The following is a 12,376-nucleotide window of genomic DNA, read 5'->3' as shown; positions in this document are numbered from 1 at the left end:
TTTAGAATTACTATCATCAAAAAAAGATTAGTCATACACTTTATATTAATGATAAAGAATAAATAAAATTTACTCTTTATCATTTCTAAGTTTATTATGTTTATACTAGGCTTTAATAATTTTCATCTAAATTAGATATTTTCTAATAAAATAAATACACCAATACTGATCAATATTAAACCTGCAATTAATTCAGTTTTCTTACCTAGAATAGTGCTAACATGCTTACCTGCCATAACACCAATAGTTGCCATTCCCATAGTTGTTAATCCTATAATAAAGATTGCATGAACTATATTGACTTCAAGGAATGCGAGTCCTAGCCCAACCGCCATTGCATCAATACTCGTTGCAATTGAAGTTATAATAAGATTTAAATAACTATGTTTATTCTTTTTCTCTTCTAAAACATCTTCTTTTACGACTAAACTTTGATAAATCATATGGCCACCTAAAATAAATAGAAGACCAAAAGCTATCCAATGATTCCATTGCATAACAAAATGACTTGCACCAATACCAATAATCCAACCCGTTAATGGCATTAATGCTTCAATAAAACCAAAAACAACACCAGTTCTTAAAGCTTCTTTATAAGATGGTTTATGAAGTGTGGATCCTTTACACACAGCAACTGCAAAAGAATCCATTGATAAGGCAAATGCGAGGATAAACAGGGCATAAAAGCTCATAACGAAAATCTCAGTCGGGCATTTCCATAGACACACAATTCGCCCCCCAACACACAGGCGAATAATATGTTTATGGTCTTGCTAACCGATTCGGCATTCGTGCCATGAACAAAGAATGTTCAAGTATGTTGACACGAAATCTTAATAACTAATTAACGCTATTAAGCAAGCTACTCCCCATTTCTGCGGCACGCAAGATAGCAATAATGAAATAGAAAAACAACTTTATTTTTCACGCCAACTCACTGATAATAATAATTATTTTCATTATCATACTGAAATTAACACTTCTCGTATTTTTAATAAACAGATAATGCTATTTTAATGAACAATATAATTTCATTCACGTTACATCAACAAATAATTTCCAGCCTGATGTATGCGAAAATTAGTCTTACTAGCAAATATATATTTATTTGAAAAACATATAAATTATCGTGAATATTAATTATCATATTCTAATTCTAAATATATCTTTATTCATAATATGGAGAAAAATATATAATATTTTTAGAGTTATAACCTAGTTAATACATATCATGAGTAAAATAACACTATTTTATTTAAAAATGCTTTATTTAAAACAATGGTTCATCATATTCCTATACATGCGCACATAAAGTTCTATACTTAATACAACGATAGAAAATGTCTATCTGTTCAAGGTTAAATTGTTAGGAGTATACAATGAGTAAAGCTAAAGAATTACAAGTTAGACCTTTGAAAACACCTACAGATCTCCCTGCTGAAGCAACAAAAGACATTAGCGCAGCCATGAATACAATACTCGCTGATATTTTTGCTCTTTATTTGAAGACTAAAAATTTTCATTGGCACATGAGTGGTCCGCACTTTAGGGATTATCATTTGCTACTTGATGAACAAAGCGATCAATTGTTTGCTATGACAGATCCAATTGCGGAGCGCGTACGTAAAATCGGTGGCTTAACACTAAAATCTATTAGCGAAATATCAAAAAAACAAAGAATTAGTGATAACAATGCAGAATATGTTGAGCCTCTTGATATGCTCGCCGAACTCGCTGAAGATAATAAACAATTAGCCGCTGAATTCAGAGAAGCACATGAATTAACATCTAAATTTGGCGATCATTCTACCACTAGCTTAATCGAAAATTGGCTGGATGAAACTGAGCGTAGAGTTTGGTTCCTCTTTGAAGCTAGCCGTGATGCTAAAACTTCAGGTCATTAATAATTAGCTTAATCCCGCAACTCATATAAATCATATATTGAATTGCGGGATACTTTTATTGAGTAATTAATGATTATTATCTTCTTGCATTAAGCCATGTGGATTGGCCTGATCATTTATCTTAAATTATAAATATACTTATTTCTTGCAAGTTGTCTGTGTAACAATTGTCGGAATGTCATTAAATGGTATACTGGGAATGTTTAGTTTTACCTAACGTTACATTATTTATTATATTTCGCTATTGAGGTGGGTTATTGATATTAAACAACTGCAATATTTGATTGCATTAGATAAAACACAACACTTTGGTCAAGCAGCCGAAATATGCCATGTAACACAACCGACTCTTTCTATGAGATTGCGTAATCTTGAAAGAGAGCTCGATGTTATTTTAATTAAGCGTAGCTCACGTTTTGAAGGTTTTACTGAAGAAGGGGAAAAAATATTAAAGTGGGCTAAGACAATGCAAGCGGCTTATGATGGTTTACAAGCCGAAGCTGCTAATTTCCGTCAACAATTATTTGGCTTATTACGTATTGGTATTGTACCACTTAACAATATTCAGCCAATTTCCATGTTACAATATTTATCAAATCTATTACCAGAGGTAAGATTCCATATTAGTTCAAGTGGTAGCGAAAAAATTATCGATGAAATTAATAATAATAGTTTAGATATTGGTATTTGTTATTTAGATAATGCAAATAAACAACAACATGAAATTTATCCATTACAAAAAACCAAACTAGGCTTGTTATATAATAAGCAACAATTTACTCCTAAGGGAAAAAGCGTTTCTTGGGAAACCGTTTCTAACTTGCCTTTAGCATTATTAACACAAGCAAATCATTTTCGCCAATCAGTTGATCTCACATTTCAACGATATAACCTTAAACCATCAATTATTATTGAAAGCGAATCAACTCTACATTTAATTCAAGCCGTTAATCTTGCATATTGTGCATCAATTATTCCATTAACAAAAGGAATTGAAAAGATGAACAAGAATATTGATATTATCCCGATAGATGATGCCACAGTGAATGGCTCGTTAGGCTTATTAATTAGACGAGAAGAACCCCGCTCTGCATTAATCGAAACCTGTTTCCAACATATGTGTGAATATTTAAAAAAACAGCAACCAGAATAAATATAGAAAGGACATATTAATAAAATATGTCCTTTAATTTGTTTATTGGGAAACTACTATCACTGGCACTGATTTATAAGATGGTGTACCACTTTCTTCATCAATATAATTCAATGGGATTAATACATTTGCTTCTGGATAATAGGCTGCAACCGTTCCGGGTGCTATATCGAATGAAATAACAGTAATATCTTTTAATGACAAATCGCGTTCTGTAGACGCTGTTTTTATTGTAATTTTATCACCGTGTTTTAGACCTCTTAATTCAAGATCTTTTTTATTCATAAATAAGACATCACGACGCCCAAATACCCCACGATAACGATCATCTAAGCCATAAATCGTTGTATTATATTGGTCATGACTACGAATCGTCACCAATCTTAAGATACCTTCACCTTGTACATCTGCATCTTCTTTTACACCTTTAAATACAGAAAACATTGCTTTTCCTGTTGGTGTTGGCCAAATACGATCTATTGGTGGAAGTGGCATACGAAAACCACCCGGTTTACGAATACGTTGATTATAATGCTCAAAACCAGGGATGGTTTTTTCAATAACATCACGAATTAAATCATAACTTTCTGTATAAGAACGCCATGGAATTTTACTATCAATTAATGTTGCCTCAGCCATTTGTGCAACAATAACAGGTTCTGATTTTAATAATGGTGAAGCAGGCGTTAATTTTCCTGCTGAAGCATGCACCATCGACATAGAATCTTCCACAGTAATTGATTGGCGACCAAGTTCACGAATATCTAGTTCAGTACGCCCTAAACACGGCAAAATAAATGTTTCTTTTGCAACCAACAAATGAGAACGATTTAATTTTGTTCCTATGTGAACGCTTAAATCTAAATTTTTCATTGCTGAAAATGATAATTGCGGATCAGGTAAAGCAACAGCAAAGTTTCCTCCAAGGCAAATTAATGCTTTTACTTTTCCTTCAACCATTGCCTGCATTGCTTTAACAGCATCATGACCATGTTCATAAGGAGGTTTAAATCCAAATACTTCCTCTAACTTTTGTAAAAACTCAACAGAAGGTTTTTCTGTAATTCCTACAGTTCGATTACCTTGAACATTAGAGTGACCACGTAATGGACATATTCCAGCACCTAATTTACCAATATTACCCTTCATTAATAATAAATCAGCAATTAACCGAACATTTGCTGTCCCTTTATTGTGTTGAGTAATTCCCATTCCATAAGTAATAATTGTTGCTTCAGATTGAACATATAATTGCGCAATATTTTCAATATCAGACCGTGTAATGCCACTTTCTGCTTCAATCTGTTCCCATGATGTTTTATGCAGTTCTTCTGTTACTGCTTCAAACCCCATAGTATGTTCTGCAATAAATTGATGATCAAGAATATCGCCGCGCTCATTATCCCAAGCTAATAAAACTTTCATAATACCTTTTAGCGCAGCTGCATCACCACCCGCTTTGACTTGATAATAAGATGAAGCAATATTTGTTGAACTATAAGTTGCCATCTCAACCACACTTTGCGGGTCAGTAAATCGCTCAAGTGCGCGTTCTTTTAAGGGATTAAAAACAACAATTGGCACTCCTCGGCGTGCAACTTCATGAAGCGTTCCCATCATACGAGGATGGTTAGTTCCTGGATTATGGCCAATAGCAATAATTAATTGAGTATGATCAAAATCATCTAATGAAACAGTACCTTTACCAATACCAATCGATTGTGGTAATCCAACACTCGTTGGCTCATGACACATATTAGAACAATCAGGAAAATTATTAGTACCGTAAGCTCTCGCAAATAACTGAAATAAATAAGCAGCTTCATTAGAAGCTCGGCCTGAAGTATAAAATTCCACATCTGAAGGTGAATTTATATTTCTTAGAATTTCACCTATACGCTCAAAAGCAGACTCCCATGAAACAGGAACTAAAGTATCTGTTGCCGCATCATAGGATAATGGATGAGTTAATCTTCCATAGTTTTCTAATTCATAGTCAGATTTTTCCAACAATGATGAAACCGTATTTGCGGCTAAAAATTCTGGAGTAACTCTTTTTTTGTTGCTTCCCAAGTTACTGCTTTAGCGCCATTTTCACAAAATTGGAATGTTGAATGATGTTCTTTATCCGGCCATGCACAGCCCGGGCAATCAAAACCATCAGGTTGGTTAGTATTAAGTAATGTTTTTGGAGCATTAAATACATCCATTTGGGTACGGACTGCAATCGCAGTCGCTTTTAATGCACCCCAACCACCCGCAGGTCCATTATATGGATGTACGCCGGGTACTGATAATTTATTTTTACGCATATTAACATTCCTAATGCTTTTGCTTTGCTAAAAAACAGGTGAAGGTAAATTCAAAACACAAAAACAGATGAATGAATCATTCAATCTGTATAGGCGGGAAATTTATTATTTTATATTTAACAACCAATGTAACTTGTTAAATACATTATTCCTATTAACCCAATCAGTCAACAAAAATTAAACTTATATCACCAAAAATAAAAACATTAGATTATAATAGATAACATTTATCACTCTATAAATATAATCTATTTGACTACCTCTGAAGTAATACTTAATAATATTCGCCATTAAAAATAAAAAGATAACCATCTCTGTCAGTTAGAATTAGCAAACAAATAATCACCTATCTTATAGTTATTTAAAATAAAAAATTACATTTTAATATTTATCATTATCTAACTTAAAATGAATAGGCTACTTCTAATCTTTTTAATAACGTATTAATAGCTAATTTAACTTAGCTATTTAAACTAATTGAGTTATTACTGCCTACGATATCTAAAAAAATATATCTCTCCTATCATCTATATTAAAAATATATTAGTTAACTCTTATAACGTGATACTTGCAATATCCCTCTTAATGATTAAATATCAATCATAATAACCAAGCTTTTTACCTAGTTTATCTAAAAGTACCATTACTAAATATTTCACATATGAAAATATTTCATGCTCTAACAAAACACACTTAATGAATATTTTTTAGTAAATATGAAGCATAACTAACACTAATTAAAAAAATAATTTAGTCACGATATAATCACGATCACTAAATCAACTAAATCAACTAAATCAACTAAATCAACTAAATCAACTAAATCAACTAAATCAACTAAATCAACTAAATCAACTAAATCAACTAAAATAATATAACATCATCATTGATATTATAGATAGTTATGATTATTATTTACCAAATTTTTTGTGGCGATAAAAAATGGAAAGTAAGAAAAAAATATATTTATTATATAAACCGGGTCCAACCCTTGGACGAGGTTTATTTACGGAAGGTGATGGTTCAAGTTTTATATCACGTATTTTGCATGGCAATACTGTTGATAACTATTTAGCTGCTTTACAAGAAGATATAGAACAAAGAAATTTGGATTGGCAAGTATATCGTGATAACACAGAATCTGATATTCACAAACTTACTATTCAAAATGCAAAACTTCTTATTTGCATCCCCGGAATAAAATATCAATTTAATAAACATGGATTTGATAAGAATAATATCATTTACCTTAGTGCAATCGAATATGCTAGCAATGAAACCGCACCAATCATTAAACGATTAATGGAATTAGATTTACTTTACCCAGAAAAATAAAAATAGATATATAAAACTATAATATATCTATTTTTGTATATAAATAAAATTTTATATTGAAAATTTTCTTCTTAATGGTAACACAAGAGAGATATACAGATATGATATCTACCATCATAAATGCCATATTCTGCTATTTTACATGATGAATAAGAAATTATTGCATTAATGGTTAAAATTATCTGGGATATTAATCCCCTTGAATTCATAAGGCATATTCAAAGTCTTAAATCTTTCCCTTGATGTTTCATAATCTTTAGTATCCTCAGAAATATTTTTACAACTAAACTTGTCAAGAGTGCCTTCAGCAGCTCTTAGATTCACTTCATCACTAATTCTATTTATTTCACTTTTACGATCAAAGCCCTGAAGCTCAAATGCTTGATTTTCACCTAAGGCCTTACATAACTCATTATTATTTAGTAAATCTAAATGTTCAGTATTAACGCCATAATTAGAACAACCGGAGATCATAGTGACTAGAAAAAAGCATAATAAATATCTCACAATTACCAACCCTTCAATAATGATACAATACAGAAATAAAATTTATTTAGAACCATATTGGCTCCAGTGAATAGAAAGTATTATAAAGTAGAATATATAAATGGAACTTAAATATTACTAGTTAAATTATCATTTTGATAAAAATTTTTTGAGACTATAATTGATTCTGGCTTATATGAATAATTCATTGATGCAGTATCAACTTTTGCAGAACCTAAAGTCCATTGAGACATTTTTCCATCATGTTGATACCAATAAGCGGCTAATACCTCACCGGCTTTTTGTTCATGATGTCGATAATTTAATTCTAAACTTGAGTAAGGATTAAAATAAATATTGCTCTTCAATAAAGTAGATTGGCTTTCAAAACTGGTATTAACAACTTCTTGACCTGGTAATATCGGAGATTCAGTATTTTTGTATTTATGATAGCCATGTTTGCCAGCAAAGAAATTCCCCTGTGTCCGAACGCTATAAGCAACTAGGAAATCAAATTTATCATTTCGATAAGCAACACCTGTAGTATAAGAGCCATTATTAAAATGAGTGCTTTTCAAATTACGTGAAGGATGATAGCTTCCTTCTGATTTTTCATCAGGGCCAACTGTTGGACGTACATTGTTATTATAAATATTCCCTTTTAATAACACGCCAAATTGGTCACCTTTAGGAATAATACTGTTAGCAGAAAGTGTTTTTAATTTAACTGTACCACCTATTGTGCCTCCTGAGAATTTACTCATAGAAGCACCTTTCTCTATTTCAATTGTATCAATTAAGTCAGAATCTATATATGTTCTATCTGCACTACCTTGATATCCTCGCCATGTATTTGTTGATTGAAGGCTACCATCAATAATAATTGGCACTCGCCCATTACCTTGTAACCCACGAATACCAATATCTAGAGCACCAGCTTCATTCCTAGAATTATTACTTTGCAATGACGTTTCATTAGCAAAATATCCGAATTTGTCGTCCCTCTAACAGTGCTAATATCTCTAGTATTGATATGTTTAGTATCAGATTTATATTTACTTGTTGTTACTACAAGTTTGTCTTCTTGATTTGCTGGCGTATTTTGGCTAGTTAAAGATGACGTAGAAGTGCATAAAATAACTAATGTTATTATGTTTTTCTTAGTCCTAAATATCATTTAAGGTATGCCTTTAACTAATCTATCATTAATTCTACAAATGTATTCTCTAAGTTAAATTTAATAGATGAATTGTTATCAATAATTATCCATACTAATTTTCTGAAATGCAAAATATACACAAACAGAAATGATTATCAATGTTATTTGCATTATCAACTAAGTGATATTGGATTTTATTAAAATAAATCAATAAATTACAACCATGCACTTTAACGTTATAATACTTATTAGGTAGTGTAATTATTGAGATATACGATAAAATTAACCTCATATTTAATAATGAGTTATGTAGAGACTTACGTGCCAGACAATCTGCAAATTGTTAAGGTTGATATTTAGTCAAAACAGAATAACTTAATTCTTTTAAATTACTAAATATTGTTTTATATTTCATATGTGTAACTTAAGTTAGCTTGACAATTCAAAAAAGAAAATATTCCATATAAGAATATATATCTTATTACATTTATCAAAATATCCACGGCTAGGAACACTCAATGAAGCCATCATATCTAAAACTATTATTTTCACTCTCTGTACTTTATATAAGTAATTCTTATAGTGATGAAAATCTCAATGCTGGATATGCAAAATTACTTGCACTCTCATTGACTGATGATATTAGTGCTTCGAAATTACATACCGATGGATTTGTCTATGAGAAATATTCTTTACCTTACGATTTTAAAGTAAGCGGTTAATGAACCACACATACTAAACAAACTCGTCATTTGCCATAGTAGCTTTTTCATTGGAGGGACTATGGAACAACAAAGTAAACGAGAATACTGGGCTGCAATTCTAGAGCAGCAACGACAAAGTAATTTAGGCATTAAGCAGTTTTGCTCGGAGCAAAACATAAGCTATCAGACTTTTCACTATTGGTCGAAAAAGCTCACGCAATCCGAGCCTGAAACCAGGGTTCAACCTATCGTGGTGACAGAGCCTACCGTGAGCACAAGTTGTGTTGTGTTAATTCTCAATAATGGCATTCGAGCAGAACTGCCGGCAACGCTTAGCTCGCAACAAATTAAGACTTGGTTTGAAGCGCTACAATGATACCAACAGGTAAGGTTTTCCTCATCTCTGGAGTCACGGACATGCGTAAGTCCATTAATGGACTATCGTTGATTGTCGCGGAGACTCTTGAGATGGATCCGTTTAGTGAGTCTTGGTTCATTTTCTGCAATCGTACCCGAGATAAATTGAAAATCTTGTTTTGGGATACTAATGGCTTCTGGCTGTACTATCGTCGCTTAGAAAAAGGGACCTTCAAGTGGCCAAGACCCAGTGAGGACGGAGCCATTCATATTACTAAGCAACAACTGGGTTGGCTTCTTTCGGGGTTAACGCTCGAACATGCCAAAGCTCATCGTCCACTTCATAATCTAGAAGTGTGACCGCTGATACTGATCGTCACGTTGGGCTTGAACGATCCTTTTTTGCTGTCATACTTAAGTCATTGAGATGACCAGAGCCCAGACATGACCGACCTCCTTGATGATATCGACCAGCTAAAAGCTATGCTGCTTGAGCTTCACCAACAGAACGAAGCAAAAGATAAACTCCTTGCGGCAAAGCAAGAGGAGGTTGCCGAGCTCAAAACCAAAATTGAGTTGTTGATTGAACAGCTCAATTTAAGTAAGTCAAAGCGCTTCTCATCACAAAGTGAAAAAATACCCAAAGGTACGTTTAACGAAGCGGAGCAACAAAAGAGTACGGCTAAATCCGACGACGACAAGAAAAAAACAGGCCGTAAGCCTTTTCCAAAAGAGCTCGAGCGTGAAGTTCATAAACATGAACTCAATGCCCCTTATTGCGACTGCTGCGACGAGCCTTTACATCAATGTGGTGTTGAAACTTCTGAAGAGCTGAAAATCATCCCACAGAAGGTTAGTGTTATACGTCACGAGCGAACCAAGTACGCTTGCCGGCAGTGTGAAAAAACACAGACTGAAACAAAGATTATCACAGCCCCAAAACCCGCAAGTATGATCCCTAAAAGCCTAGGGAGTGCAGATGCATTCGCCGCTGTAGTCACAGCAAAATACGTTGATGCTCTGCCACTCTATCGCCAAGTGGATATTCTCAATCGCTCTGGTATAGATATTAGCCGCGCTACACTGGCCAACTGGTGCGTTCAGTTAGGAAGCAAAGTGCAAGTCATTATTGATGCAATGAAAAGTGAGTTATTGAAAGAAAAGCTCATCTGCGCGGACGAAACCACTGTTCAAGTATTACGTGAAGAAGATAAGAAAGCACAATCTAAGTCATATATGTGGGTCTATCGTAGCGGTGAGTTCGTCAATAACCCAGTGGTTATCTACGACTATCAAGCCAGCCGCAGAGCAGAGTGCGTACAAGACTTTTTAGGTGGTTACTCTGGTTACTTGCTATCGGATGGCTATCACGTGCATACGACAAACTTGAGGACGTGACTCAAGCTGCTTGCATGGCGCATGTATCGCACGAAAGTTTACTGATGCTCAAAAAGCTTCACCATCAAAAAAAGCGGGCAAGCCAGAAAAAGCACTGAACTTTATAGCAAACTATACGGTCCTTGAAGAGAAAGCCCAAAGGGGCTGACGCAAAATCTCGACACCAACTACGACAAGAAGAAGCCAAACCTATTTTAGATGAGTTCAAGCAATGGCTTGACAGTCAAAACGTTCTCCCTAAAGGATTACTTGGCAAAGCCATCACTTATACGCAAAACCAGTGGCCTAAGCTGCTTACCTACCTTGAAGACGGCGATATAAGTATCGACAACAATGTGACCGAACGAGATATAAGGCCGTTCACGACAGGTCGCAAAAATTGGATGTTCTCAACTTCGGTAGGCGGAGCAAAGGCGAGTGCAAACTTGTATAGCCTCGTGATGACTTGCCGCGCTAATGACATGAACCCTTATTATTACTTCCAACACCTGTTTACCGAGTTACCAAAACGAAGTCCGAAAGATGATGTGTCGGATCTCATGCCATGGAACGTAGAAATCAGTGAGGTTGAGTAAAGCTTTACTGGTTCATTAAGCGCTTACATTTTAAAAATATTTATGTTAAAGATAATTATGCATTCTCCATGCAGTTAAAAGGGAATTACCTTAAAGTAAAATCATCTCCAGTGAATATAGACTATGTAGGTAGAATGCATGCTCGCTGGGATATTTTTAGCCTAACAGCATCACCAAAAGTCTCTTACCAGATAAATGATAACCTTCATTTGGAAAACGAATTAGAATTTGGCTATGCAAATATGAGTAATAATTCCTCATTTCACGGTGATCACCAAATGAAAGAGTTATTGCGTAACGAGGGCTTGCTTGATTGGAGTGTTAATTCATTTCATATAACACCTAAAATTGGATTAAAAAATACGAATAAATTAGCTAATAATGACGAAATAAATATATATGGACATATATCCTATATGTTTACAAATGGTTTTAGAACAGAAAAAAAATTAAACGTCAATAGTAATACAGGCACATGGTCAGCAGGTGGCGAATATGTCATGACTGATTTATTCAGCTTAAATGAAAGAAAATTCAATCTTATCTTATCCAATAATATTGGTGGCTTCTATGGCAAAGACTATAGAGAATTATCATTTGGTTTTATAAACAATACTTCATTAGCATTAGAAACTCCCATTAATTTTTATGACAACACAATAAAAATTAAAGCTGGGATCGGTTACTTATCAAGTGATAATGCACATGGTCTCGCTTTCATGCTAGAAATTAAATAAATTTAGTATTAATAAGCGCTATTTACCTCTTATGTGATGTATAAGAATTACTGTATATAGAAATATAGAAGTCTTGAAAAATTTTACCATTATCCATTTAGTGCTACATATATACAGGATAATTATTGTTCTATTTGTTATTTATTAACTACTTAGCCATAAAAAATCACAACATCGAAATATGATTAACGTTTTGTAACCATTAGGATTAGAAATAAATATTTCTCTCGTTAGAATTAGAATGTCTCTAATAAAC

General features: G+C 33.5%; 10 protein-coding genes, 2 pseudogenes and 1 riboswitch. Of the genes and pseudogenes, 8 read left to right on the top strand and 4 right to left on the bottom strand.

Annotation, left to right across the window (positions count from 1 at the left end):
- Positions 1–131: 131 nt before the first annotated feature.
- On the bottom strand, positions 132–692 hold the full coding sequence (locus tag OO7_RS07175) for a manganese efflux pump MntP (protein ID WP_008915290.1): 561 nt from the start codon (positions 690–692) through the stop codon (positions 132–134).
- Positions 693–874, bottom strand: a riboswitch (yybP-ykoY riboswitch).
- Positions 875–1,379: 505 nt separating this feature from the next.
- On the opposite strand from OO7_RS07175, the gene OO7_RS07170 reads away from it, so the two are divergent.
- Entirely contained in the window at positions 1,380–1,904 is a 525-nt protein-coding gene (locus tag OO7_RS07170) for a Dps family protein (protein WP_008915289.1), read from the top strand.
- Between the two features lie 244 nt (positions 1,905–2,148).
- Entirely contained in the window at positions 2,149–3,057 is a 909-nt protein-coding gene (locus tag OO7_RS07165; protein ID WP_008915288.1) for a LysR family transcriptional regulator, read from the top strand.
- A gap of 42 nt (positions 3,058–3,099) precedes the next feature.
- Here OO7_RS07165 and OO7_RS07160 read toward each other — a convergent pair.
- A pseudogene (locus OO7_RS07160) lies at positions 3,100–5,369 on the bottom strand (FdhF/YdeP family oxidoreductase).
- Between the two features lie 942 nt (positions 5,370–6,311).
- Here OO7_RS07160 and OO7_RS07155 point away from each other — a divergent pair.
- Positions 6,312–6,704 (top strand): hypothetical protein, encoded by a 393-nt coding sequence (locus OO7_RS07155; protein ID WP_008915287.1) that lies wholly within the window; start codon positions 6,312–6,314, stop codon positions 6,702–6,704.
- A gap of 165 nt (positions 6,705–6,869) precedes the next feature.
- Here OO7_RS07155 and OO7_RS07150 read toward each other — a convergent pair whose 3' ends face one another.
- Positions 6,870–7,211, bottom strand: a complete 342-nt coding sequence (locus OO7_RS07150; RefSeq protein ID WP_008915286.1) for a hypothetical protein — start codon at positions 7,209–7,211, stop codon at positions 6,870–6,872.
- Between the two features lie 107 nt (positions 7,212–7,318).
- Positions 7,319–8,155: a TonB-dependent receptor plug domain-containing protein gene (locus OO7_RS07145; protein WP_008915285.1), complete on the bottom strand. Its 837-nt coding sequence runs from the start codon at positions 8,153–8,155 to the stop codon at positions 7,319–7,321.
- A gap of 712 nt (positions 8,156–8,867) precedes the next feature.
- Here OO7_RS07145 and OO7_RS07140 point away from each other — a divergent pair.
- The 5 genes and pseudogenes from OO7_RS07140 to OO7_RS07120 all read left to right on the top strand — a co-directional run bounded on the left by OO7_RS07140 (position 8,868) and on the right by OO7_RS07120 (position 12,120).
- Entirely contained in the window at positions 8,868–9,071 is a 204-nt protein-coding gene (locus tag OO7_RS07140) for a hypothetical protein (protein WP_008915284.1), read from the top strand.
- Between the two features lie 61 nt (positions 9,072–9,132).
- Entirely contained in the window at positions 9,133–9,429 is a 297-nt protein-coding gene (gene tnpA, locus OO7_RS17450) for an IS66 family insertion sequence element accessory protein TnpA (RefSeq protein ID WP_008914069.1), read from the top strand.
- Positions 9,426–9,770 carry an IS66 family insertion sequence element accessory protein TnpB gene (gene tnpB / locus OO7_RS07130; protein WP_008914070.1) on the top strand — a complete coding sequence of 115 codons (345 nt, stop codon included), beginning with the start codon at positions 9,426–9,428 and terminating at the stop codon, positions 9,768–9,770. The genes tnpA and tnpB overlap by 4 nt, the downstream gene beginning before the upstream one ends.
- Positions 9,771–9,854: 84 nt before the next feature.
- A pseudogene (gene tnpC / locus OO7_RS07125) lies at positions 9,855–11,383 on the top strand (IS66 family transposase).
- Between the two features lie 68 nt (positions 11,384–11,451).
- Complete coding sequence (locus tag OO7_RS07120) at positions 11,452–12,120, top strand: hypothetical protein (protein WP_008915283.1); 669 nt, start codon at positions 11,452–11,454, stop codon at positions 12,118–12,120.
- The last annotated feature ends 256 nt before the right edge of the window (positions 12,121–12,376 follow it).

Origin of the sequence: Providencia sneebia DSM 19967 (assembly GCF_000314895.2) — a bacterium.
Taxonomy (GTDB): domain Bacteria; phylum Pseudomonadota; class Gammaproteobacteria; order Enterobacterales; family Enterobacteriaceae; genus Providencia; species Providencia sneebia.
This window is presented reverse-complemented; position numbering and strand designations above follow the sequence as displayed.

Coding starts and splice junctions, on each gene's coding strand:
- OO7_RS07175 (WP_008915290.1), bottom strand. CDS start 692: ATGAGCTTTTATGCCCTGTTTATCCTCGCATTTGCCTTATCAATGGAT.
- OO7_RS07170 (WP_008915289.1), top strand. CDS start 1,380: ATGAGTAAAGCTAAAGAATTACAAGTTAGACCTTTGAAAACACCTACA.
- OO7_RS07155 (WP_008915287.1), top strand. CDS start 6,312: ATGGAAAGTAAGAAAAAAATATATTTATTATATAAACCGGGTCCAACC.
- OO7_RS07140 (WP_008915284.1), top strand. CDS start 8,868: ATGAAGCCATCATATCTAAAACTATTATTTTCACTCTCTGTACTTTAT.
- tnpA (WP_008914069.1), top strand. CDS start 9,133: ATGGAACAACAAAGTAAACGAGAATACTGGGCTGCAATTCTAGAGCAG.
- tnpB (WP_008914070.1), top strand. CDS start 9,426: ATGATACCAACAGGTAAGGTTTTCCTCATCTCTGGAGTCACGGACATG.
- OO7_RS07120 (WP_008915283.1), top strand. CDS start 11,452: ATGCAGTTAAAAGGGAATTACCTTAAAGTAAAATCATCTCCAGTGAAT.